Raw genomic sequence first — 23,578 nt, forward strand, 5'->3', positions numbered from 1 at the left:
CGAACCGTCAGGCGGGCTGGACGGTGATCGTGCACAGGCGCTTGGTGGCCCGGGTCAGGGCTACGTACAAGTCCCTTTCCCCACCGGGGCGGGCCGTGTCGATTTCGTCCGGGTCCACGACGACGACCCCGTCGAATTCCAGGCCGCGTGCTTCGGACGCCGGTACGATGCGCGCGTGGTGGGCGATGCCCCGGGCCGTCAGTTCGCCCACCCTGGAGTCCGCGCAGATCACTCCCAGAAGCTCGCCCGGGTGCGCGGTGCTCTGGGCGCGGAGTTCCGAGACGACGGCGGTGACCAGCCCGTCCGGAGGGGTGCTCACGGTGCGAGGGCTCGCACCGCTCCGCAGTGACCGTGTGGGCCTCTGGTCCGGAGCGATGCGCGTGAGCAGGTCCCGGACGCTCTCCAGGATCTCCTGCGTGGTGCGGTAGCTGACGGTCAGGTCGTGCAGTTCGAACCGCGGCCCGACGTGGGGGCTCAGCGCTCCCTTCCAGTCGCGTGCCGTCGCGACCGGGCCCGCCTGGGCGAAGTCACCCACCAGCGTCATCGCCCTTGCCGGGCAGTGGCGGACGATCATCCGCCACTGCATGGAGGTCAGTTCCTGCGCCTCGTCGACGACGACGTGCCCGTACGTCCGCTCGGGAGGGCCGTCGACCAGGCTCGCCGCCTCGTCGAGCAACGGCACATCGGCATCGGTCCACGGGTCGTCCGGACCGCGCAGCAGAAGGGACCGCTCCTGCGCGGTCAGGCGGGGCAGGCCCTCGGCGAGAGCGCCGGCGTTCGTCAGGAGCGCCTGCACGAGGTCGCCGGGTACCAGGCGCGGCCACAACACCTCGACCGCCCGGTCGACGCCGGCGTCGTCGAGCAGATCGGCTCGGATGGCGTCCAGGTCCAGCTCGTGGACCGGACCCGGGTCGGCCGCACCTTCGGCGCGGCGCCGGGCGGCCCCAGTGAACCGGTCGAGGTCGATGCCCGTCATCCTTTCGGCATCGGCGTCGATCTGCTCCAGGAGGTCGCCCATGTCCCGTTGCATCGCGTCGGTGACGGCGTCGACCAAGAGCTCTTTGAACACCTGGCGCGCGGGGTTGTGCCCCGGTACGGCTGCCACGGCTGCGTCGCGTGCCGTGGCGACCTCCCCGCCGGAGAGGTGAACCGGCTCCCGTCCGACCCGCACGGTGAAGTCACCGGCGGGGGCCTGGTGGACGCGCAGCAGGCCGGCCAAGGCGTCGGCGAGGTCGGAGCTGCCCTTGAGGCGCGCCGTGTCGAACGGGTCCACCGCGTGCGTGGACACTCCGGCCAGCTCCCGGCAGGTCGCCAGAACGACGTCGTTCTCTCCGAGCGAGGGAAGGACCTGGGAGATGTAGTCGAGGAACCGGTCGTTCGGGCCCACCACCAGGACACCCTCCTGTGCGGCGCGCGGGAACGCGTAGAGGACGTAGGCCGCCCGGTGCAGGGCGACGACCGTCTTGCCGGTGCCGGGCCCGCCCTGCACCACGGTCACCCCGCGGTGGGCGGAGCGGACGACCGCGTCCTGCTCGGCCTGCAGCGTCGCGACGGCCGCGTGCATCCTGCCCGTACGCCGTGCCGACAGGGCCTCGGTCAACGGGCCGTCCCCCACGACGTCCTCGTCGGTCGGGGCGGTCCCGTCCAGCAGTTCGTCGCTCACCGAGACGACCGTGCGCTCCGCGAGGCGCAGGTGCCGGCGCCGCCGGAGGCCCATCGGGTGGACCGGTGTCGCCTCGTAGAAGGGCCTCGCCGCATTCGCGCGCCAGTCCACGAGCAGAGGCAGGTCATCCTCCTCCGTATGCAGTCCGATCCGCCCGATGCGCAGGGCCGTGCCATTCGTCCGGTCGATGCGCCCGAAGACCAGCCCTTTTTCGGCGCCCTCCAGCCGGCCGATTTCCTTGGCCAGGCGCTCGGCGGCGATTTCTCTCTCGTATGCCTCACCGGCGCTTCGCCGGGGCCTTCAGCACACTCGCTCGGTGTGCTCGCGCCTCGGAAAGCCGCTCGGTGAGCACCTCGTATAAGGAGGACACATAATCCCGCTCCGATTCAAGTGCACGCGCGGCGGGATCATTCAATTTCGACAACAGGGGGCTCCTTCGATTCGAGTCACACCATATGGTCAAGGTCCCCTCAAAGGTAAGTCTTGACTTACTTGGTGAGTCATGGCCCTGCGGCTGAATCCATGACGGTCGACCGTATGGCATGCATTCCGCAGTTTCGTATATCGCCATTGCACTCCCGATGCCCGCCTTTTCTCACGGTCGGGAAAGGGAGGAGATCCGGCGAGGCGGCCGACGCTTCCGAGACCGGGATCCCGTGGCAAGCGGCCTGGCGGCCTGGCGGCTCGGAGGCCTGGCGGCTCGGAGGCCCGGCGGCTCGGAGGCCCGGCGGCCTGGCACGCGCCGGAGCGTGCGGGAGAGCGCGCCCGCCTTCGCGCGCCCGGAGCGCACCACCGACCCGCCGCGGAAGCGGGTGGCTGCCCCGCCGCGCCCCGGCAGCAGCACCCAGGGCGATTGTCACTCTATTCCCGCCTAGGGATGATTCAGGTAGGTGTGTGGATCTTCGCGTGCTTATGCTGCACCCGCTATGACGGAAAGTCAGACCTCCCGCACGTTATGGGAATCAGCCGACGTGGTCGTCCTCGGAGCCGGACCCGCCGGGCTCGTTCTCGGAATCCTGCTGCACACCGCCGGGATCGACTGCGTCATCCTGGAGCGTGCCTCCCGCACCCATGTCCAGACCCGGGCCCGCGCCGGGTTCCTCGCCCCGAACACCGTGCGGATCCTGGACCGGCACGGCCTCGCCGACGGCCTGCACCGGCACGGCCACCGCCACGGCACGTGCGAGTTCCGCACGGAGGACGGCCGGTTCCGCCTCGACTACGGAGCCCTCGGCCAGGGCGGGCAGCACCACGTCTACCCGCAGCAGAACCTGGTCACGGACCTCCTGACCCACTACCTCGACCTCGGTGGACGCATCTGCTTCCGCACCGAGGCGCTCGTCGTGCAGGACACCGACGGCACCCGGCCGTCCGTCACGACGCGCGGGCCCGACGGCCGTTCCACCCGCTGGACCGCCCGGTACGTCGCCGGTTGCGACGGTCGGTACGGGGCGGCCCGCCGCTCGCTGCCGCCCGGCGCCGTCCGCCACCACCGGTACGACCACGGGGTGACCTGGCTCGGCCTGCTCGCCGAGGCCCCCGCGAGTCTGGACGCCGTCGGCTACGCCGTCCACGACCACGGCTTCGCCGGACACATGGCCCGCACCTCGGACATCACCCGCTACTACCTCCAGTGGCAGCGCGGCACGCCCGCCGACGCCTGGCCCGAGCAGCGGATCTGGGACGAGCTCGACGTCCGGATGCGCGCCGAGGACCACGGCCCGCTCCGACGGGGCAGACTCCTGGAACGCGGGGTCTTCGACCTCGCGTGCGACGTCGTCGAACCACTGCGCCACGGCCCGCTCTTCCTGGCGGGCGACGCGGCCAGCCTGCTCGCCCCGGCCGCCGCGAAGGGCGCCAACCTCGCGGTCCTGGAGGCCGAGATCCTGGCCGAAGCCCTCGTCGACGCCCTCACCCGGGGCGAGACCGCAGGACTCGACGGGTACTCGGACCGGTGCCTGGCGCACATCTGGCGGGCACAGGAGTTCACCGGGTGGATGACCCGGCTCCTGCACGCGACCCCCGACCGGGACCAGGATGCCGGATCGTTCTTCCACGCCGCCCTGCGGCGGTCCCGGCTCGCTTCGCTGCGCACCTCGCGCGTCCACCAGGACTGGTTCGCCGAGAACTACGTCGGCGTGTGACCGCTGCGGCACCCCGCTTCCGTACTGCTCGCTCCACCCCGCACCAACCGGCCCGCCCGCCCACCGCTTCGCCCTGCCCCGCCCAGCCCCGTACCGGCCCGAGGACACCTCCGCGATGACGACGACCCTCCCCGACGAAACGTTGCTCCTGGACGACACCGCCTGCCTGCGCGCGGCAGCCCGGTTCGTCCGCGAGCACGACAGCGCCGCCCTGCTCCCCCTCCTCCTGCCCGGTATCGACGGCCCGGACCTGCGGGCGCTGGCCGGGCACTGCCGGTTCGCCCACGCGGGGTTGCTGCTCTTCCCGCCCGACGCGGACGGCCTGCGGACCCAACTCGCCGCCTGCGGACTGGCCGTGGACACCCCCTCCCACCCCAGCGTGGTGGTCCGCGAACGCCTCGCCCGGCGCCACCGGCGCGACCCCGCCGAGCTCGACGTCCAGATCCTGCGCCCGCACGTGCTCGGCTCCGCCGGCGAACGGCGCGCGGTCGAGGTGTTCGCCCTGGCGGTGCCCCCGCACTCCGACCTGGAGCCGATCGCCGCCTACGAACGCACCCGCCGCCACGAGGCGCACCTCGCCTTCGAGATCGAGCACCCCGAGCCGCTGGCCCTGCGCGGTCTGTGCGCGATCCTCGCCCGGCACGGCGCGCGGCCCGACGGCGGCGGCTACAACCCGCACGAGGACGGCACGGTCCTCTACTTCACCCTCCCCGACGCGGCCTGCGACTACGAGCGCCTGGAACTCTATGCACGGGGCGATCACCGGGACACCCTCGCCGCCCACCTGGACCGGCCCCGCCTCGACGTCCGGCAGCCCGCCGAAACGCTCCTCCACCTCCTCACCGGCGCGTGGACGACACAGGCACTCGCCGCGTTCGCCCGGCTGGGCCTGCCCGACGTCATGGCCCCCCGCACCGCCTGCCGCACCGAGGGCCTCGCCCGGCTGACCGGCACCCACCCCCGGAGTCTGGTCGTACTCCTGCGCTACCTCGCCATGGTCGGCGCCGTCGCCCAGGACCCCGGCCCGGACGACGAGGAGGGCGGATTCCGTCTGACCGAACTCGGCGCCCTGTTGCGCGCGGACGCGCCCGGGTCGATGCGACCGCTGGCCCTGATGTACGGAGGCCCGTTCTACCGCTCCTTCGGCGGCCTCGACCACGCCGTGCGCACCGGCCGGCCGGCCTTCGACCACCTCTTCGGCGAGAACCACTTCGACCACTTCGCCCGCGACCCCGAACTCGCCGCCCTCTTCGACCGGTCCATGGCCGCGAGCTCACGGATGTTCGAGCCGCTCCCCGACCACCCGGTCATCACCGCCGCGGCCCAGGCACCCGCGGCCGCGACCGTCGTGGACGTCGCCGGAGGCACCGGGGAGCTCCTCGGCCGCATCCTCACCGCGCACCCGCGCCTGAGCGGGGTCCTCCTCGAACGGCCGCACGCCGTCGAGGCCGCCCGCCGGCTGCTCGACGCCGCGGGCTGCGGCGTGCGCTGCGACTACCGCGCGGGCGACTTCGCCGACGTACCGCCCGGCGGCGACGTCTACGTCCTGTCCCGCGTCCTGCACGACTGGGACGACGACCGCTGTCGCGAGATCCTGCGCCACTGCGTCCGCGCGATGCCCGCCCACGCGGACCTGCTCGTCGTGGAACGCCTCTTGCCCGTCGACGGTGCCCCCTCGCTGGCCACCGCCTGGGACCTGCACATGCTGTGCAACGTAGGCGGCCGCGAACGCCGGGCCGACCACTACGCGCGCTTGTTCGCCGACGCGGGCCTCCGGCTCGTCGACCACAGGCCCCTGCCCCTGGATGCGCACGTGCTGCACGCCCGCAGGGCGGGCGCACCGGACCCCGCCGCCGGACGGAGCTGAACCGGAGCCCGGACGCCCGTCATCGGTACGGGGTGCGCGGGGAAGGCGGCAGCGCCCGGTGGATCACGCGGACGGCGAAGGAATCCGGGGGCCGCCAGACGTTCCGGTCGGCGAACGACCAGGCGTAGACCGGGGATCCGTCGCGGACGCAGTCGAGCAGGCCGGGCGCCGCGAGTTCGTGGGCCGACCATTCGTACAGCTGCTGCAGTCTCGGCGCGATCACGCCGAAATCGAGCAGGCGGCCGAAACCGATCTCCCTGGCGAGGTGGGCCCGCACCGAGTCGCGGAGCGGGTACTCGTCGGGGAGCACGCGGGACAGCTGCAAGAAGATCCCGGTCATCTCCACTCTCGGATCGCCGAGGAACGGGGCGAGCGGACGCAGCCGGCCGAGGGCGATGCGCGGCGCAGCGACGAGGGCGTGGGCGAAGAGGACGCGGCAGAGGACGACGTTCATGAAGAACCGCTCGGTCTCGTTCTCCGCCTCCGCGAGCTCGCGGTGCTCCAGGTAGGCGGCGACCACGCTCCCGTTGTGCGCCCGGTACCAGGCCCGGGCCGTGGGGTGGTCGGCGAAGGACAGCCAGTGGTCGACCGTCCGCGAGGAGGCGGGCCCGGCGAGCCCGCCGCTCAGGCCCACCGCCTCGCAGCCGTCACGAAGGATCCGTTCGTTCACCGCCCGCCACCACGGGCTGCCGGGCCGGTCGGCGAACCCCGGCTGCAGCACGCCCCGCCGCACCTGCCAGCGCATGAACGACATCGCCGCCCGGCGGAACGGCAGGTGCCGGGGCGCCTTGCCGAACGGACCGGAGTAACAACGCTCCATCAAGGCCATCCGCCCGGCGGGGTCATCGCGGACCGCGGCGACCTGCTGCCCGGCCCAGGCCGCGGCCGTGACCTCAGACATCATGAGCACAGAGTGGCACAAACCGGATAGATCGCTACCGTGTCCGGCCGGGCGGCACGCCGCGTCCGGGGTCAGGCGGTCGGCGCGAGCACCCACAGGCGGTGGTCCCAGCCGACGTCACGGCAGGCGCGCACCGCGAGCCCGGCCCGCTCCGCCAGCGCGGTCACGTCCTTCACCGAGCGCAGCCCGGAGCCGAACGCCGCCGTGAGCCGCAGGTGGTGCAGGGCCGCGTCGATGTCGTCCGGGTCGGCCGCCTCGACCTGTTCGACCAGCACCAGGACGCCGTCGGTCGGCAGCGCGGCCGCGGCCTCCGCCAGCGTCAGTACCGCGTCCTCGTCCGGCAGCCACTCCAGCAGCCGGCACAGCAGCAGCGTCCCCGCGCCCGAGGGCACGGGGTGGGTCTGTGCCACGAGTTCCACCCGGGGCAGTGCCTCCGGATCGAGGATCTGCCCGCCCACGACGTCGAGCACCGACGGCAGGGCGGCGAGCCGCACCCGCAGCCCGGGGAACTCCTTGACGAGCGCGTTCACGACCGTGCCGGCGCCGTTGCCCGACGCACCGAGCACGTCCACCGCCGACCAGTCGTAGGCACCGGCCACCCCGGTCGAGACCCAGCGCGCCTCGTCCTCGATCGCGGTACGGGCCGAACCGCCCAGGCGCGCATCGGTGCGCAGCGCCTCCGCCAGGGTCTCACCGGACGCCGTCCGGCAGCCGTTCGCGCCCGAGCGCAGCCGCTCGGCGAGCCCCGTCAACGACAGGTCGAAGGCGGCCTGCGCGCCGCGCAGGTCGTACTCCTCCAACGAGTGGTCGTCCTCGACCAGTTCCTCGCCCACCGGCGTCAGCCGGTAGCCGTCCTCGGCCTGCTCGAACACCTCGATCTCCACGAGGTACTTCAGCAGCGCGCCCAGCGAGCGCGGCTCGGTCCCGCTGCGCCGCGCCAGCTCGGCGGCCTCCCGTACGCCCTGGTAGACCAGGTCGACCAGGCCCAGGGTGACGGCCACGCGGATCGCCAGCCCCGGTGCCAGGTCGGTCAGTTCGTGGAGCCGGCCGTGCGCGTCCTCGCCCTCCAGGACATCGGGGTCGGCGGGCACGGCGAGGCCGGGCGCGACCTCGGCCCGCCGCCAGTAGCCGGTGATGTGCGTCTGCTCGCGCGGAACGCCCCGCTCCACCGACAGGTGCCGCCGGATGCCCTTCAGGGTGACGGCCTCCCCGGCCGCCCAGACGAACACCGTGCCCGGCAGCCACTCCATGTCCCGCACCGCGCGCTCCAGCAGATCGCTGCGCCCGGCCGGCGTGCCACCGCGCACCAGCCAGGTGACCTCGGCCTCCGCGCGCGTGGGCAGTTCCTGGCGGTGGTTCTCCTCGCCGACCTCGATGAACACCCGGGCCCGGGTCCCTTCGGGCATCTCGGCGAGCCAGCGGCCGATCGCGGGCAGCGCCGTCTCGTCGCCGATCACCAGCAGCCAGTCCGCGCCCTCGGGGTGGCCGTGCGACATCTTCGGCCCGGCGATCCAGGTCGCCTGGCCCGGAACGGCCTGCTGCGCCCACGACGAGGCGATCCCGCCGTCGTGCCGGACGAAGTCGAAGTCGATCTCCCCGGCCACCGGGTCGAACCGCACCGGCGTGTAGTCCTTGGAGATTGGCCGGCCGTCCGAAGGCCAGTCCAGGCTGCTGACGTTCTGCCGGGGCAGCACCGGCTCCCGGCCCTCTTCCGCGAAGAAGAACTTCACGTGGTCGTCGAAGCCCTCCGTGCGCAGCGGCGGCAGGGACAGGCCCGCGTGCTCGAAGGCGTGCAGCTGCGGCCCGCCCAGGGTCACCCGCCGCATCCCGGGCGTGACGTCCGAGACGCGCAGCACCGTCAGCTCCCTGAGCACGATGGGGAAGGTGACGACCGAGCGGGGACTACGGGTGGACATCCGACTTGCTCCTTCACATCCGTCCGGCAGATCCGGCATGCGGCCACGCTACGGCGCTGCGCGCGCCCCGCATCCAACCCGCGGGCCACGGCACTGCCACCCCGCGCGCAATCCGGACGCCCGGTTCCCCCTTGCGGAGAACCTCGGGATGACCGCCGTACCCCCGGACCGTGCCCGCATCGAGGAGACGGTGGCCGGGCTGGGCCTCATGGACCGGATCCGCTCCCTCCCCGAGGGCCTCGGCACCCGCGTGGGCACCCGTACGCCGTCGGCCGCGGACCGGACCCTCATCGTGATCGCGCACCGCGCGGACACCATCGCCCGAGGCCACCGGCTCCTCACGGTGCCCGCCGGCGAGCTCGCCGTCCGGCTCCCCGCACCGACCCGGCACCGAGGGCTGGACCTCAAGCGTGCTTGAGCTCCTACGGTGTCGTGCGCAGACGATCTCGAAGTGAGTGAACGGAGCGGATCCGCCATGGAGTACTCGCACGACGATGCCGAACTGGTCCGGCAGCCCATCGGTTACTGGAGCTGGGCCGCCTCGGACGCGGTGGTCACCCGCATCAGGGCCGTCCTCGCCGGAATCGGCACCACCCAGCCGCAGGCATGGATCCTGGACCAGATCGCGAGGGCCGAGGTGCCCCCGAGGCGCGACGGGGTGACCGGCGTGCTGAGCGGCTACGCAGCCGTGGGCATCGACGACCTCGACGAAGAGGTCGACGCCACCATCGACCGCGGGTGGGTCACGCAGGACGCGGACGGACACCTCGAACTCACCGCCACGGGAACGGACTTCTACGCCCGGGTGGCCGCGACGCAGGCGGAGCTGTGGCAGGAGCGGCACCGGGGAATCCCGGACGAGGAGTACGTGATCGCGCTCAAGGTCCTCCAGCGGTTCATCCACAACACCGGAGGCCGCGCCTGGCACCACTGAAACCGGCGGGCTGACCGGTGGTGGGCTCTCCGCGGTCGGGCAGTCGAGGCACGGCCGTGAGCTCGTCGGCCACGGCGGCGGACCTGCACCGGGCGATGCGGAGGTGCGAAATGATCGTCGTGGACTGGGCGCGTGCGGCGATCAGGGACGGCGTCTCCCGCGTGGACGACCACCGGGCGCGGTGCGCGTCCGCCGCCGACGCCAAGCAGGCCCCGCTCGCCGCCCTTCAGCAGGCCGCACGCGAGGCTCCGGGGACGGAGCACTGAGAGCTGCGTTCGCGTCTCCCGTGGTCGGTGGTAGCGCGTCGTCCACCCCGTCGGCACGACGGTGTGCTCGGCCGGAACCGCCGCGGCGGGCCCGGCTCCTCGAGGAGCCGGGCCCGCCCGCAGGCCGCGCGAGAGCGGGTGTCACTGGCCGGCGACGGCCTTCGCGAGGAGCGGGGTGAGCTGCTCGACCACCCACGGGGCGCTCAGCGCGTCCGGGTAGGCGATGGCCGAGGAGAGCGAGTTGTCCGACGGGATGACCGTGAAGTGCTTGGTCTTCACCGCGTTCAGCGACTGGAACAGCTTGTTGGACTCCAGCTCGGTCGCGCTGATCACACCGCGGTCACCGAAGGGGTAGGTGACGAGGAGGACGTCGGCGTCGAGCTGGTCCAGGTTCTCCAGGCTCACCGCGTTCTTGTTCGGCGCGTAGTTCTTCGCCTTGTCGGTCTTGGTGAAGCCGAGCTTCTCGAAGACGCCCGGGTCCTGGTCGGCGTAGGACATGAAGCTGACCTGCTCGGGGTGGACGACCGTGTAGGTGTACGTCTTGCCCTTGAACTCGGGGTGCGCGGCCGCGGCGTCCGTGGTGGCCTTCTCGTTCGCCGCGATGACCTCGTCCGCCTTGGCGCTCAGACCGAGGGCCTTCGCGGCCGTCTTCAGCCGGTCCTGCCAGGTCATGGTGTCGGCCTGCGCCTTGTCGGTGAAGGTGACGACCGGGGCGATCGGCTGCAGCTTGGCGTAGTCCGCGTCCATCTCCCAGGTGTTCATGCCGAGGATGACGTCGGGGGCCTCGGCCGCGATGGCCTCGTAGGCGGTGCCGTCGGCGTCGTCGTAGGTCTTCAGCTTGCCGGCGCCGAGCTTGTCGATGGCGCGCTGCTTGTACTCGGGCACCTTGGCGCCGTCCTCGACGTCCGGGGTGATCACCGGGACGATGCCGAGGGCCAGCGCGATGGCGGTGTCGCCGTCGGAGACCGTCGCGACCTTCACCGGCTTCTTCTTGACCTCGGTCTTGCCCCACGCGTTGGTGAGGGCGACGGGGAAGGCGGCGGACGCGTCGGCTCCGGCGGCGGCCGGCTTGTCCTCGGCAGCCTTCGAGTCCTCGCCGCCGCAGGCGGTGAGCAGGCCGAGGCAGGCGGCGGCCGCGGTGAGGGCGGCGAGGGCGCGGACCGGGCGACGGCGCGTTCTGTGCTGAACGGACATGATGGTGGTGTCTCCTATGCGGGGATCCGACGGCCCAGGGGGAAGATCTGGGGCCGCTCTGAGCGGGGATGGGGGACGACGAGACAGTCCAGGCCGAACACTTCGGCCACGGTCTCCTCGGTGAGCACCTCTTCGGGAGCGCCCTGGCGCACGATCCGGCCGTCGCGCATGGCGACGATGGTCGAGGCGTACAGGGCTGCCTGGTTGAGGTCGTGGGACACCAGCACGATCGTCTTGCCGGCCTGCTCGTTGAGGTCGGCGAGGAGGTCCATGACCTCGATCTGGTGGGCGATGTCCAAGTAGGTGGTGGGCTCGTCCAGGAGCAGCGTCGGCGTGTCCTGGGCGAGCGCGAGGGCGATCCACACGCGCTGGCGCTGGCCGCCGGAGAGCTGGTCGACCGGGCGGTCGATCAGCTCGGCGGTACCGGTCGCCAGCAGGGCGTCCGCGATGACCTCGTCGTCGGCGGCGGTGCGCCGCTGTCCGAACCGGCGGTGCGGATGGCGGCCGCGCCAGACGAGGTCGCCGACGGTGATGGACTCCGGGGCGATCGGCGACTGCGGCAGGATGCCCAGGCGCCGGGCCACCTCGCGGGTGGACAGGGCGTGGATGTCCTGGCCTTCGAGGAGGACCGAGCCGGCCGCGACGGGCAGCAGCCGCGCGATGGACTTCAACAGGGTCGACTTGCCGCAGGCGTTCGGGCCGACCAGCGCGGTGATCTTGCCCGGTTCGATCCCGAGGGACAGCTCCTCGATGATCGGCTTGCGCTCGTACCCGGCGCTGATGCCGCGGGCTTCGAGCCGGAAGCCGGCGTCGGGGGAGACGGGTACGGGTCGTGCGCTCATGCGGTGGCTCCTTGCCTGCGCCGGAGGATCAGCCAGACGAAGTAGGGGGCGCCGAGCAGTGCCGTGAGGACGCCCGTCGGTACCGGGCTGATCACGGGGCCGTGCTGGGCGAGGACATCGGCGCCGAGGACGATGACGGCGCCGATCGGGACGGCCAGGGCGACGGACCGGTCGGCCCCGACCAGCCGGATCGCGATGGGGCCGCTGATCAGCGAGACGAATCCGATCGGGCCCGTGACGCTGGTGGCGAGCGCGGCGGCCGCGGCCCCGACGAGCAGGGTCGCGATCCGGACGGCGCCCACCCGGGTGCCGAGCCCGAGGGCGAGCTGGTCACCGAGGGCCATGCCGCCCAGGGAACGGCCCAGCAGCGCGGCGCAGAGCCCGCACACGGCGAGCGCGCCCGCCAGCGTGGACACCCCCTCCCAAGTGGCGTCGTTGACGCTGCCGACCAACCAGCGCATCACCTGTGCGATCCCGTGCTGACCGGCCACCGTGAACAGGTAGTTCACGTACGCGGTGCACACGGCGCTCAGGCCGATGCCCACGAGGACCAGGCGGTACGTGTCCACGCCCCCGCCGCGCCTGCTCAGCGCGAGCACCGTCGCCACCAGGGCGAAGGCCCCGCCGAGGCCGGCCAGGGAGGTCCCGAAGGGAACCGCCGGGGCGAACAGCAGCATCGTGGTGGCACCGGCCCCGGCGCCCGCCGAGATGCCGACGATGTCCGGGGTGGCGAGCGGGTTGCGGATGAGCCGTTGGTACAGGGCGCCGGAGAGGCCGAAGAGGGCTCCGGCGAGCAGCGCCGCCAGTGCGCGCGGCATCCGGATCCGGAAGATCACGTAGTCGGCCAGTCCGGTGCGCAGCCCGAAGGCGGCGGGCAGGACGTCGCCCGCGGGGATCCGCTTGACCCCGCCGAGCAGCAGCGAGGCGGCGAGCAGCGCGAGCAGCATCAGGACGAGTACGCAGACGACGAGGCGGGCCCGACGGACCCCTGCCCGGTGGGCACCGCGCAGCCGGGCCGCGGTGGCGGCCTTGAGTTCGGCCGCGGTGTCCCGGGAGGCCTGTCCGAGGTCCCGGGCCCCGTCCGTACGGGGCGCGTGTGTCTGTGGCATGTCACTCACATCCGGACCAGGTCGCGGCGGCGCGCGAGCCACACGAAGAAGGGAGTGCCGAGGAGGGCGGTCATCACCGACACCTGGATCTCGCCGTGGTCGATCACCAGGCGTCCCGCGGTGTCGGCGCCGACGAGCAGGACGGCTCCGCACACCATGGACAGCGGTAGCGACCAGCGGTGGTCCGCGCCCACCAGCATCCGGGCGGTGTGTGCGGCGACCAGTCCGACGAAGGCCACCGGTCCCACGGCCGCGGTGGCGGCGGCGCACAGCAGCACCGCCACGGCCGCACTCGCGAGCCGGGCCCGCTCCACCCGGATGCCGAGCCCGCGGGCGGTCTCGTCACCGAGGCTCAGCAGGTTCAGGGTGCGCCCCAGGGGCAGCGCCAGCAGCAGGCCGGTGAGCGCGAACGGGAGCACCTGGCCCAGGAACTGGCCCCGGCCGGTGAGTTGACCGACGGACCAGAAGCGCAGGTGGGCGTAGACGGCCTCGTCGCGCACGACGAGCAGGGTGATGAGCGAGGACATCACCGCGGCGACGGCGACGCCCGCGAGGACGAGGCCGATCGTGCTGCTGCCCGCGTTGGTGCGGGTCCCGATCAGGAAGACGAGGACCGCGGTCACCGCCGAGCCCGTCAGCGCCATCCAGAAGTAGCCGTGCACGCCGGACGTATCGAGGAAGAGGATGCCGAGTACGACGAACACGGCCGCGCCCTGCTCGACGCCGAGGACGCCCGGCTCCGCCAGCGGATTCATCGTCAGTGCCTGCATGATGAGCCCGGAGGCGCCGAGGGCGGCCCCGACGGTCAGGCCGAGGAGCGTGCGGGGTATCCGCTCCGTCCACAGGACGTCGCCGTTGTAGCCCTCCGCGCCGGGGTGCAGCAGGATCCGCACGATTTCCAGCGGGGATATGTCACGCGCACCGAGGCCGATGCTCGCGATGGTCACGGCGGCCAGCATCAGGCCGGCGAACACCACGACCACCGCTGCGCGCGGGGCACGGGGCCGCGCGGGCGTCGGGGTCGGTGGTGCGGCCGGCGAAGCCGATTGCTTCATGGGTCTTCGGGTACTCCTCACCTGCTCAAGCTCGAAGTTAGGTTAGCCTTACCGAAGCGGGGTCCGGTCCAATGCCGGAGTCGAACCGCTCACAATCAGGGGTCAAGAATGTGGACCCTGCGGTAGGGGAGGATGTTGTGGCCGAGACGGGACTGCGCAGCGTGCGGGCCGAGGAGACCCGCGCGGAGGAAGCGATCATGGCCGATGACGATTTCATCGCCGAAGGCGGACACCCGCTGCACGTCCACGAGTTCCACCAGTTCCTGCACGTTCCGGTGGGCCGGATCGTGGTCACCGCGCTCGGCCGGGACTACGAACTGTCCGCCTCGGTGGCCTTGTGGATCCCGGCGGGCATCGCGCACAGCGCACGGTTCGGAGCCGACTCCGTCATCGCGGTCGAGTCCTTCGACGCGGACCGGTTCGAACTGCCGTACCGGGACGTCACCACCATCAACATCACCGACGCCCAGCGCAGACTCGTCCTCGGGCGGATGCGCAGCACCTGCGCCCAGGAGGAGGACCCGGAGGTCTTCGCCGCGCTGTCCGCGGGGCACCGCAACTGCCTGCCGCTGCCCCAGCCCACCAGTCACACCGCCGGCGCCGTGGCGCGGGAGTTGGCCCGGACGCCGAGCGACCCGCGCACCGCGACGGAGTGGGCGGAGAACCTCTACACGAGCTCGACCAGCCTGCGCCGGGCCTTCCGCGCGGAGACCGGGATGGCCTTCTCCGAATGGCGCACCCGGCTCCGGCTCAACCATTCGCTGGGCCTGCTGGAGCAGGGCCAGTTGGTGAGTTCCGTGGCCGCTCGGGTGGGGTTCGTCAGCACCAACGGCTACATCCTGGCCTTCCGCCGCCACTTCGGGCAGACCCCGGGCGCGTACGTGCGCAGCTCGCTGGACCGGTCCGCGTAGCGGCGGCCGGCTGGCCCCCCGCCGCCCGACGGATCGCCGCGCTCCCCGCGGTCCCCGCGGGTGGAAACGGACCTGCCCCGTACCCGGGGGTCACGACCCGGGTACGGGGCAGTTGGCATTCGGGTGTCCGGCTCAGCCGCCCTGGCCGGCGCTTCCCACCGGGCCGACCTTTACCGGGGCGCCGCCGCCCTCCGTGACCGGCAGTGTGCCGGTGCCCGGCCAGGCGAGGGTCACCGACCTGGTCTCGTCCGGCGGGGTCACCACCAGCCCCGTGACGCGGACGCCGGAGCCGCCCGAGGTGTTGAGCGGGTAGCTGATGCCGAAGTAGGTCGACTCACCCTTCTTGAGGACGGCCGTGTCGGCCTGCTGCCCCGTACGCTGCGCGGACAACGAGCCCGAGTCGGTCTTCAGATCGACACCCGCGTACCCGGAGATCGTGCAGTCCCGGGTACCGCGGTTCTTCAGCGTCACCGCGACCGTGCCGTCCTTGTCGCCGCCGATGGTGCGTTCCGCGGCGCTGATCGCCAGCTCGTCGGTCCGGCACTTGCCGACCTTGCCGCTCGCGTCGGAGCCGGTCCCGGCCCCGGCCGTGCCCTTGCCGTCGGAGCCCGTCCCCTGCGAGGGCTTCCCGCCGCCCTGATCCGAACCGCCCCCCGAAGGCGAGGCGGTGGACGGGGCGGACGCGGCTGACGAAGCCGACGGGGTGCTCCGCGCCGCCCCGTCGTCGCCGTTCTGGCAGGCCGTGAGCGAAAGGCTCGCGGCGACGGCCACGGCGGCGAGGGTCAGCTGGTGAACGCGCATCGTTTCTTCCTCAGGATCGATCGGACGGAGGTGCGGGCGGTCGGTGCGGATCGGTTCGGTTCGGTTCGGTTCGGTTCGGGAGGGTGTCTTCGCTCAACAGGAGTCGCCCGACCCGCACCGCCGTTCCACCCGACCGCCCACCCGTACCTTCCTGTTACACGTACCGTCGAACCCGACACGCCCGCGGTAGCCCGGGGGCGCCTCCAACCGGCCGGTACGGCGGTTTGCGTCGCTCTCGGGCACCCGTACGAGGTCTTCGTGCGCCGGGACAAACCCGTGACCCGGCATATCTTGACCCCAACGGTCGGTACGGCCGGTCCGCCGCGTCGGGCGGGCCGAGCGGCACACGTCCTGGCGCTCGGGCGACCGCTGCGCACCCCGTTGGTTGGTGCGGACACCTACCGAAGTGATCTCATGGGCGATCACGAGGTCGGCAGAGCGGCCGAACACGCGGGAAGGACTACGGGGTGGTCGAGCGGGAAGCCGTGGGTGTCACGGTCACGGGATTGGTCGAGGCCGCCGCGGACGGCCAGAGCGGCGCCCTGTGGCGACTACGGCACAAGGGCCGACAACTCGACGCGAATCTGGTGCGCGTGCTGCCCGGAGCCGAGATCGCCGTACACCGGGAACCCGAGGTGGACGTCCTGCTCACCGTCGTACAGGGCGGCGGTTCCCTGACCCTGGACGGCGCCGCGGTGGAGGTCGTGCCCGGCTCCCTCGCCCTGCTGCCGCGCGGCTCCGCCCGCTCGCTCCGCGCCGGCCCCGAGGGACTGGTGTTCCTCACCGCGCACCGCAGACGGGCCGGCATGGCCATCGGCCGGCCGCCCCGCACCGAACCCCGCACACCGCAGTGCCCGCTCCACCTCGTCTGCGAGCAGTGCCACCGGCACGCCATAGAGGCCGACGCCCGGTACTGCAGCTGGTGCGGCACCCGCCTCATCCCCCGGGCCGCCACGGGCTGACCCCCGAAGCGCCGGACCCCCTACGGGAATCGGGCCAGGGGGGCGTCCTGCGCGAAGAAGGTCTTGGCGCGGAGCATCGCCCGCTCGTCGTCCCGTACCTGGCCCGGCCGGGAGCCGTTGCCGAGCAGCACCCCGCCGAACCCCATCCGCAGGTAGGCCGCGGTGTGGTGAAGGCTGGTCACCAGCCCCTCGGCGCGGAGCTCGTCGGGGTCCGCCATGGCCGTCACGCCCCACAGGGTCCGGCCCGCCATCCGCTGCTTGAAGTCCGAGCCGGGGGTCGTGAGCCAGCCCGACCAGTAGTCGAGGTAGCGCTTGGTGTGCGCGGAGAGCGCGTACCAGTACAGGGGCGAGGCGATGACGACGTCCGTCGCCTCCAGCGTGGCCGACCGCAGGGCCTCCTCGCTCTCCGAGGGCGTCCAGCCCTCGGCCTCGTGCCGCCCGTCCTGGAAGTCGGGCAACGCCGCCCCGGCCAGGTCGACCCACCGCTGCCGGACACCGGCGGGCAACTGTTCGGCGGCCGCCCTCGCGAGCATCTCGGTGTTCCCGTCCGAACGGGAGCTGCCGAGGACGAAGAGGAACGAGCGGTCGGTCATGAACATCACTCCAGCGGTGCGCGATCGGGCCGGCGGAATGCCCGCCGGTAGGGCCGACGTTAGACGTTGACATCAATGTGAAGGTCAACCGGATGCAGAGGTACGGCACATGCTGATCGGCGAACTGTCCCGGCGCACCGGCGTCAGCTCCCGGCTGCTGCGCTACTACGAGGCGCAGGGGCTGCTCGACGCGGAGCGCGGCCCGAACGGATACCGCGACTACACGGCGGACTCCGTGGCCGCCGTGCGCAAGGTGCGCGCCCTGCTCGCGGCCGGCCTGTCCACCGAGGTGATCCGCGCGGTGCTGCCGTGCGTGCGGGGCGAGGGGGTGCGCTTCGCCTGGTGCGAGGAGATCCGGTCCGTCCTCGACGGCGAACTGGCCGCCATGGACGCGCGCATCGAGGGCCTGCGGCACAGCCGCGCCGCCCTGGCCGGCTACTTGGAGCAGCCCTGAGTAGCCCTGGGCAGCCCTGAGCAGCTCTGAGCAGCCCTGAGCCCCGCCCCCGGGGAAGTGGGGCGGGGCTCAGGGAGAAGCGGGGGCACGGCCTCAGGCGGCGGCCGGCCGGGGCCGCTGTTCGCCCTTTGCGGTCCGGTTCCCACGGGCGGGCAGGAGGCGGTCCAGGGCGAAGGCGCCCGGGCCGGTGAAGACGAGCAGCAGGAAGGCCCAGCAGTACATCGCGGAGGACTCGCCGCTGTTCTGGATCGGGAAGAGGGCGTCCGGCTGGTGGGCCGTGAAGTAGGCGTACGCCATCGAGCCGGAGGCGAGGAAGGCCGCGCTGCGGGTCCCGGCGCCGAGCAGCACCAGGGCGCCGGCGACGAGCTGGATCACCGCCGCGTACCAGCCCGGCCAGGCCCCGAAGGGCACCGTGCCGCCGCCGTGCGCGCCGCCGAGGACGCCGAAGAGGGAAGCGGCGCCGTGACAGGCGAACAGGAGGCCGGTGACGATCCGGAAGAGGCCCAGGGCGTAGGGCCGGGCGGCGTTCAGACGTTCCGTCATGGGAGATCCTTCGTCGGGTAACGGGGACGTGGGGAAAGAGGGGGAGGGCGGGGGAGGACCGTCAGCCGGTCCAGAGGGCCAGGGCGGCGGCCCCGCCGGTGGGCACCGGCAGGTCGTACACCCGGTGTTCGGCGGTGTGCGCCGGTTGCGCGGCCGTGCCCACGTAGGGCTGGTGCGTGCCGTGCGCCAGGCCCTGCCCGGTGGACTTCAGCACGGCCTCCTTGCGCGTCCAGCAGCGGGCGAAGGCGGCCGCCCGGGCGGGCCGGGGCAGGGCCAGCAGTTCGGCGCGTTCGTCCTCGTGCAGGCCGGCCATGGTCTCGTGCACCAGGGCGTCCGACGGCAGGTCCTCCACGTCGACGCCCACCGGTACGGGGGCCACCGCGAGCAGCACCAGGTCGCCCGCGTGCGCGAGGGAGAAGTGGACGGGGCGGCCCGGCAGGTAGGGGCGTCCGTGCGGACCGCCGCACGCGGCGCACGGCTCCCGGTCGATGATGAGGCGGGCCGGCGGAGTTCCGAGCACCGTGCCGAGGACGTCCCGCAGGCAGACGTGCGCGACCAGGAAGCGGTCCACGTCCGCGAACCGCCGGAAACGGTCCGCCCGCAGGGACTCGGTACGGTCGAGCTCGCCCCGCCGGGCCGTGGCGGCCGCCGCGTTCTCCGCCACCGAAGCCGCCCACACGCGGGTCTGCCCGGGCAGGGCCACCGGCAGCGGCACGGGATGCACGGGCGGTACGTGCGCGGCGGCCGGCCGCGGTCGGGCCCGGAGCGGGGCCGGTCTCACAGCTGCGCGCAGACCCGGTCGGCCGTCGTGACCACGGCGCAGCGGCCCGCCGCCCACTCCAGGGCCATCCGGTGCTCGCGCTCGGAGAAGTCGGCGACGGCGTCGGCGACCACGAAGGCCCGGACGTCCTGCATCCAGGCGTCGCAGGCCGTCATCAGGACGCCGATGTGGGCGTACACGCCGGTGATCACCAGCTGGTCCCGGCCCATCGCGCGCAGCCGCTCCAGCAGGTCGGTCCGGACGAAGGCGCTGTACTTCCACTTCGTGAGCACCGTGTCGTCCGGGCCGGGCGCCACGGCGGCGGGGATCGCGGCGGCCGTCGGGTCGGCGGGCAGACCGGGCCCCCAGAAGTCCTGCTGGAGCCCGCGCTCGGCCGGGCTCTGGCCGCCGGGCTGCGCGGTGTAGAACACGGGCACCCCGGCCCGGCCCGCCTCCTTCTTCAGCCGCGCGACCTGCTGGAGCATGCCGGTGACGGGCTGTGCTTCGCGGTCGAAGGCCGACAGGAAGTAGTTCTGCAGGTCGTGGACGAGCAGGACCGCGCGGTCCGGATCCACCGTCCAGTCGACGCGGTTGGCCGGCAGCTCCTCGGCGGTCGGCAGCGGGTAGGGGGCGATGGCGGGCAGGGCCATGGGTTCATCCGTTCAGTGCTGATGGGGCGGTACGGGGACGGGGACGGCGGCCGGAGCAGCCGGAGCGGCGGGTGCGGCGGTGCGCAGGTCCCGTTTGGAGACCTTGCCCACGCCGGTCTTGGGGAAGGCGGCGACGAACTCCACCCGGTCCGGCACCTTGTACGCCGCGAGGCCGCGCTCCCGCACGAACTTCTTCACGGCGGCGGGCCGCAGTTCTCCGGCGCCCTCGCGCAGGATCACGTAGGCACAGGTGCGTTCGCCGAGATAGGGGTCCGGTTCGCCGACCACGTTGGCGTCGTGGACGGCCGGATGCGCCAGGATGTGGTTCTCCACCTCCTCCGCCGCGATCTTCTCCCCGCCCCGGTTGATCTGGTCCTTGGCGCGTCCCTCGACGACCAGGTGCCCGGTGGGCGTCATCCGGACGATGTCCCCGGTCCGGTAGAAACCGTCCGCGGTGAACGACCGGGCGTTGTGCTCGGGCGCGTTCCAGTACCCGCGGATGGTGTAGGGGCCGCGGGTCAGCAGGTGGCCGGACCCGCCGGGGGGCACCTCGCGGTCCTCGTCGTCGACGATCAAGATCTCGTCGCCCGGGGAGATCGGCCGGCCCTGGGTGGTGACGACGGTCTCCTCGGGGTCGTCGAGGCGGGTGTAGTTCACCAGCCCCTCCGCCATCCCGAACACCTGCTGGAGGGTGCAGCCCAGGCCCGGCCGGACCCGGCGGGCGGCCTCCTCGCTGAACTTGGCGCCGCCCACCAGCAGGACGTCCAGGCTGCCGAGGTCCCGGTCGGTGCGTGCGGCGGCCTCCGTCCAGAGCAGGGCCAGCGGAGGGACCAGGCCGGTGATCGTCACGCCCTCGGACTCGATCAGCGGGAAGGCGACGTCGGGCACCGGCTGCGGGCACAGCACGACCCGGCCCCCCGCGTACAGGGCGCCCAGCGAACCGGGCGAGGACAGCGGGAAGTTGTGGGCGGCGGGCAGGGCCACCAAGTACACCGAGTCCGCGTCCACCGCGCAGATCTCGTTCGAGGCCCACAGCGAGTAGATGTAGTCGTCGTGGGTGCGCGGGATCAGCTTGGGCACGCCGGTGCTGCCGCCGGAGAGCTGGAGGAAGGCGAGGTCGTGCGGGGCGGGCCCGGGGCCGAGCCCTCCGGCGGGTACGTCCAGCGGGACCTCGGCCAGCGCGGTGAAGTCACCCGGGTCGGCGTCCGCGACGAACACCTCGCGCAGTCCCGGGACTTCGCCGCGGACTGCGGCGGCGAGCTCGCGGTAGTCGTAGCCGCCGTGCACCGCGGGGATCACGTACGCCGCCGCCCCGGTGAAGGAGCAGAAGTAGGAGATCTCGGTGCGGCGGTGCGCCGGCAGGGCGAAGACGGGCAGGGCGCCGATCCGGAACAGCGCGAAGACGACCTCGAAGAACTCGGCGGTGTTGGGTAGTTGTACGACCACCTTGTCACCGGGGACGATGCCGCGCGCCGTGAGGCCCGCGGCCATCCGGTCGGCCCGCGCGTCGAGATCGCCGTAGCTCCAGGTGCGCCGGCCGCCGTCCGGGCCGCCGGTCGGGTCCACGAGGGCGATCCGGTCGGGGTGGTCCGCGGCCCGCTCCCGCAGGACGGATCCGAAGGTCTCGCCCCGCCACCAGCCGGCCGTCCGGTAGCGCTCGGCGAACTCGGCCGGCCAGGGCCGCCAGGCGGCGGCCGCGGCTGCGGCGCCGTGGTCGTCGCGGGAGCCGTGGTCGTCGTGGGGGTCGTGGGGGTCGCTCACAGTTCGGCTCCGACGGCCTGCAGGAAGGTGCGGAACTTCGCCGCGGTCTCCGCGGTCTCGGCATCGGGCTCGGAAGCGGAGACGATCCCCGCCCCTGCGTACAGGCGCAGCCGGTTCTCCTCGGCCTCGGCGCAGCGGATCGTGACGACCCACTCGCCGTCGCCGGTGCCGTCCTCCCAGCCGATCATGCCGGTGAAGAAGCCGCGGTCGAAGGACTCGGTCTCTTCGATCACCTTGCGGGCCACGTCGGTCGGACTGCCGCAGACGGCCGGGGTCGGGTGCAGGCTGGAGGCGATCTCCAGAGCGGAGACGTCGGGCCGCGCGAGCATTCCGGTCACGGTGGTGGACAGGTGCCACATGGTGGCCGTACGGAGCAGGGTGGGGCGCTCCGGGACGTCGAGGGAGGTGCAGTACGGAGCCATGGCCTGGTGCACCGCGTCGACGACGACGGCGTGCTCGTGCAGGTCCTTGGCGGACTGGAGCAGGGCGGCGGCCCGGCGGACGTCCTCGGCGAGGTCCGCGCTGCGCGGGGTCGACCCGGCCAGCGGATTGGAGATGAGCCGGTCGCCCCGGCGGGACAGCAGGAGTTCGGGGCTGGCGCCGAGCAGGTTGCGGCCGGGGCCGGTGGGGAGCGCGAAGGTGTAGCCGGAGGGGTCACGGCGGGCGAGCCGCTGGACCATGGCGGGTATGTCCAGCGGCCCGTCGGAGGCGAGTTCCAGGGTCCGGGCCAGTACGACCTTGCTGAACTCGCCCTGCCACATCCGGTCCACGGCCGAGGCCACGCCCTTGGCGTAGACGTCCGGCTCGGGGACGGAGGCGATGGCCCAGTCGGCGGGCGCCGGACCGGCGGCGGGCAGGGCGATCAGCGGGTCCGAGGCCAGCGGCGGGCCGCTGCGCAGGGACTCCGGGACGACGAGGGCGGCGCGCGCGTCCGGGGCGAAGGGGATCGCGCCGATCACCACGGGGTAGGGGTGCCCGGCCCGCCGGGCCTCGGCCAGGGCCTGGGCGACGCGGTGCGGCAGGGGTTCGGCGGAGTGGGCGACCTCCTGGCGGATGCCCTGGGCCAGCAGCGTCCGGGTGGGCGTCGCAAGGAACCGGGCTCCGGGGCGGTAGGCGTCGAGCAGCGTGGTGGCGGCGCCGACGGAGGGGTGCACCGGATCGGCCGGTGCGGGGGGCGTGGCGACTTGGTGGACCGTCGGCACGGTGACTCCTCTTCAGGGTGGGGGCAGGTGCGGGGCAGGTGGGTGCGGCCGGGCGGTCGCCGGCTGCGGGGTGGTGCGCAGGTGCGGGGAGGTGCGCGTGGCGCGGGTGGTACGCGTGGCGCGGGGATCGCGCGTGGTGCGCGGGGCGGGGCGGGGGCTGCCGCGAGGTCAGCGCAGCGTGGCTCCGCCGTCCACGTAGAGGTCCTGCATGGTGATGTGGCGGGCCTGGTCCGAGGCGAGGAACACGACGGCGTCCGCGATGTCCTGCGGGTCGGCGATCCGGCCCAGCGGGATTCCCGTCCGGTAGCTGGCCAGGTCCCCGTCCAGCACCCGGGCGGGCGCCTGCGGGTCGGTCCAGAGCCCCCACTGCATGGGGGTGTCGGTGGAGCCGGGGGCCACGATGTTGCAGCGCACCCCGCTGCGGGCGTACTCCAGCCCCAGACACTTGGTGAACATCACGGCCGCGGCCTTCGAGGCGGCGTACGCGGCCATGCCGGTCCGCGGGATCCCGGCGGCGTTCGAGGCGACGGTGACCACGCTGCCGCAGCCACGGGCCGCCATGCCGGGGACGACGGCGCGGGAGGTGAAGAAGACGCCCTGGACGTTGACCGCGAAGGTGGCCGCCCAGTCCTCGTCGGTCAGTTCCGCGACCGGTGCGGTGCGCAGGACCCCGGCCACGTTCACCAGGACGTCGACCGGGCCGAGTTCCCGCCCGATCCGTCCGACGGTCCGGTCGACGGCCGCCGGGTCGGTGACGTCGAGCGCGTAGGCGCGGACGGCCCCGTCGCCGGAGGCCGGCGCGCGTTGGGGCTCCGGGTCCAGTTCCGCCGCCAGCGCGGTGACGGCCTTCTCCGAGACGTCCGTCGCCGCGACGGTGGCGCCGAGGCGGAACAGCGTACGGACGACGGCCTCGCCGATGCCCTGCCCCGCGCCGGTGACGAGCGCGACCTTGCCGGTGAATCCGCTGGTCCCGGGGTTGCCGGGCACACGGTGGTCGGACATGCCGCCCCCTCCTCAATCTTAGGTAAGCCTAACCTAATTAAATGCTGA

General features: G+C 73.0%; 22 protein-coding genes and 1 pseudogene. 8 read left to right on the forward strand and 15 right to left on the reverse strand.

The annotated features are described in order from the left end of the window. Positions 1 to 7: 7 nt before the first annotated feature. A pseudogene (locus OG594_RS20675) lies at positions 8 to 2,033 on the reverse strand (ATP-binding domain-containing protein). A gap of 556 nt (positions 2,034 to 2,589) precedes the next feature. Here OG594_RS20675 and OG594_RS20680 point away from each other — a divergent pair. Beyond that, the gene (locus OG594_RS20680; RefSeq protein ID WP_266601038.1) at positions 2,590 to 3,807 is read left to right on the forward strand and encodes a 4-hydroxybenzoate 3-monooxygenase; all 1,218 of its coding nucleotides are present in this window, start codon (positions 2,590 to 2,592) and stop codon (positions 3,805 to 3,807) included. 115 nt (positions 3,808 to 3,922) lie between these two features. Beyond that, the gene (locus tag OG594_RS20685) at positions 3,923 to 5,674 is read left to right on the forward strand and encodes a methyltransferase (RefSeq protein ID WP_266601040.1); all 1,752 of its coding nucleotides are present in this window, start codon (positions 3,923 to 3,925) and stop codon (positions 5,672 to 5,674) included. Positions 5,675 to 5,693: 19 nt separating this feature from the next. Here OG594_RS20685 and OG594_RS20690 read toward each other — a convergent pair whose 3' ends face one another. Both OG594_RS20690 and OG594_RS20695 read right to left on the reverse strand, forming a co-directional pair. Continuing rightward, the gene (locus tag OG594_RS20690; RefSeq protein WP_266601042.1) at positions 5,694 to 6,578 is read right to left on the reverse strand and encodes a hypothetical protein; all 885 of its coding nucleotides are present in this window, start codon (positions 6,576 to 6,578) and stop codon (positions 5,694 to 5,696) included. A 68-nt stretch (positions 6,579 to 6,646) separates the two neighbouring features. After that, entirely contained in the window at positions 6,647 to 8,491 is a 1,845-nt protein-coding gene (locus OG594_RS20695; protein WP_266601044.1) for a siderophore-interacting protein, read from the reverse strand. 148 nt (positions 8,492 to 8,639) lie between these two features. Between OG594_RS20695 and OG594_RS20700 the strand changes: the two genes are divergently transcribed. The 3 genes from OG594_RS20700 to OG594_RS20710 all read left to right on the forward strand — a co-directional run bounded on the left by OG594_RS20700 (position 8,640) and on the right by OG594_RS20710 (position 9,691). After that, positions 8,640 to 8,909: a hypothetical protein gene (locus OG594_RS20700; protein ID WP_266601046.1), complete on the forward strand. Its 270-nt coding sequence runs from the start codon at positions 8,640 to 8,642 to the stop codon at positions 8,907 to 8,909. Positions 8,910 to 8,966: 57 nt separating this feature from the next. Continuing rightward, positions 8,967 to 9,425, forward strand: a complete 459-nt coding sequence (locus tag OG594_RS20705) for a MarR family transcriptional regulator (RefSeq protein WP_266603099.1) — start codon at positions 8,967 to 8,969, stop codon at positions 9,423 to 9,425. A gap of 110 nt (positions 9,426 to 9,535) precedes the next feature. Further along, positions 9,536 to 9,691, forward strand: coding sequence for a hypothetical protein (locus OG594_RS20710; RefSeq protein WP_266601048.1), 156 nt, complete (start codon positions 9,536 to 9,538; stop codon positions 9,689 to 9,691). Between the two features lie 141 nt (positions 9,692 to 9,832). Here OG594_RS20710 and OG594_RS20715 read toward each other — a convergent pair whose 3' ends face one another. The 4 genes from OG594_RS20715 to OG594_RS20730 are packed head-to-tail and all read right to left on the reverse strand — an operon-like array spanning position 9,833 to position 13,891. Then, on the reverse strand, positions 9,833 to 10,885 hold the full coding sequence (locus OG594_RS20715; RefSeq protein WP_266601051.1) for an ABC transporter substrate-binding protein: 1,053 nt from the start codon (positions 10,883 to 10,885) through the stop codon (positions 9,833 to 9,835). A 14-nt stretch (positions 10,886 to 10,899) separates the two neighbouring features. Beyond that, complete coding sequence (locus tag OG594_RS20720) at positions 10,900 to 11,727, reverse strand: ABC transporter ATP-binding protein (RefSeq protein WP_266601053.1); 828 nt, start codon at positions 11,725 to 11,727, stop codon at positions 10,900 to 10,902. After that, complete coding sequence (locus OG594_RS20725; protein WP_266601055.1) at positions 11,724 to 12,836, reverse strand: iron chelate uptake ABC transporter family permease subunit; 1,113 nt, start codon at positions 12,834 to 12,836, stop codon at positions 11,724 to 11,726. Before OG594_RS20725 ends, OG594_RS20720 begins: the two co-directional genes overlap by 4 nt. Positions 12,837 to 12,841: 5 nt before the next feature. After that, entirely contained in the window at positions 12,842 to 13,891 is a 1,050-nt protein-coding gene (locus OG594_RS20730; RefSeq protein WP_266601057.1) for an iron ABC transporter permease, read from the reverse strand. Positions 13,892 to 14,028: 137 nt separating this feature from the next. On the opposite strand from OG594_RS20730, the gene OG594_RS20735 reads away from it, so the two are divergent. Then, positions 14,029 to 14,802, forward strand: coding sequence for an AraC family transcriptional regulator (locus tag OG594_RS20735; RefSeq protein WP_266601059.1), 774 nt, complete (start codon positions 14,029 to 14,031; stop codon positions 14,800 to 14,802). Positions 14,803 to 14,934: 132 nt separating this feature from the next. On the opposite strand, the gene OG594_RS20740 is transcribed toward OG594_RS20735, so the two are convergent. Beyond that, complete coding sequence (locus tag OG594_RS20740; RefSeq protein WP_266601061.1) at positions 14,935 to 15,603, reverse strand: DUF4232 domain-containing protein; 669 nt, start codon at positions 15,601 to 15,603, stop codon at positions 14,935 to 14,937. A gap of 467 nt (positions 15,604 to 16,070) precedes the next feature. Between OG594_RS20740 and OG594_RS20745 the strand changes: the two genes are divergently transcribed. Next, a complete protein-coding gene (locus tag OG594_RS20745; protein WP_266601063.1) occupies positions 16,071 to 16,565 on the forward strand; it encodes a cupin domain-containing protein in 495 nt (164 codons plus the stop codon). Positions 16,566 to 16,585: 20 nt separating this feature from the next. Here OG594_RS20745 and OG594_RS20750 read toward each other — a convergent pair whose 3' ends face one another. Further along, the gene (locus OG594_RS20750) at positions 16,586 to 17,158 is read right to left on the reverse strand and encodes a flavodoxin family protein (RefSeq protein ID WP_266601065.1); all 573 of its coding nucleotides are present in this window, start codon (positions 17,156 to 17,158) and stop codon (positions 16,586 to 16,588) included. Positions 17,159 to 17,267: 109 nt separating this feature from the next. On the opposite strand from OG594_RS20750, the gene OG594_RS20755 reads away from it, so the two are divergent. Next, complete coding sequence (locus tag OG594_RS20755) at positions 17,268 to 17,612, forward strand: MerR family transcriptional regulator (RefSeq protein WP_266601067.1); 345 nt, start codon at positions 17,268 to 17,270, stop codon at positions 17,610 to 17,612. Positions 17,613 to 17,705: 93 nt separating this feature from the next. Here the strand turns inward: OG594_RS20755 and OG594_RS20760 are convergent, their stop codons facing one another. The 6 genes from OG594_RS20760 to OG594_RS20785 all read right to left on the reverse strand — a co-directional run bounded on the left by OG594_RS20760 (position 17,706) and on the right by OG594_RS20785 (position 23,530). Further along, positions 17,706 to 18,155 (reverse strand): DoxX family protein, encoded by a 450-nt coding sequence (locus OG594_RS20760; RefSeq protein WP_266601069.1) that lies wholly within the window; start codon positions 18,153 to 18,155, stop codon positions 17,706 to 17,708. Between the two features lie 61 nt (positions 18,156 to 18,216). Further along, on the reverse strand, positions 18,217 to 18,879 hold the full coding sequence (locus OG594_RS20765; protein WP_266601071.1) for a 4'-phosphopantetheinyl transferase superfamily protein: 663 nt from the start codon (positions 18,877 to 18,879) through the stop codon (positions 18,217 to 18,219). Between the two features lie 53 nt (positions 18,880 to 18,932). After that, a complete protein-coding gene (locus tag OG594_RS20770; protein ID WP_266601073.1) occupies positions 18,933 to 19,565 on the reverse strand; it encodes an isochorismatase family protein in 633 nt (210 codons plus the stop codon). A 12-nt stretch (positions 19,566 to 19,577) separates the two neighbouring features. Next, positions 19,578 to 21,326 (reverse strand): (2,3-dihydroxybenzoyl)adenylate synthase, encoded by a 1,749-nt coding sequence (locus tag OG594_RS20775; RefSeq protein ID WP_266601075.1) that lies wholly within the window; start codon positions 21,324 to 21,326, stop codon positions 19,578 to 19,580. Next, on the reverse strand, positions 21,323 to 22,528 hold the full coding sequence (gene dhbC, locus OG594_RS20780) for an isochorismate synthase DhbC (protein ID WP_266601077.1): 1,206 nt from the start codon (positions 22,526 to 22,528) through the stop codon (positions 21,323 to 21,325). Before dhbC ends, OG594_RS20775 begins: the two co-directional genes overlap by 4 nt. A 168-nt stretch (positions 22,529 to 22,696) precedes the next feature. Next, positions 22,697 to 23,530: a 2,3-dihydro-2,3-dihydroxybenzoate dehydrogenase gene (locus tag OG594_RS20785; RefSeq protein WP_266601079.1), complete on the reverse strand. Its 834-nt coding sequence runs from the start codon at positions 23,528 to 23,530 to the stop codon at positions 22,697 to 22,699. Positions 23,531 to 23,578: the final 48 nt, after the last annotated feature.

The organism is Streptomyces sp. NBC_01214 (assembly GCF_026340975.1).
Taxonomy (GTDB): Bacteria; Actinomycetota; Actinomycetes; order Streptomycetales; family Streptomycetaceae; genus Streptomyces.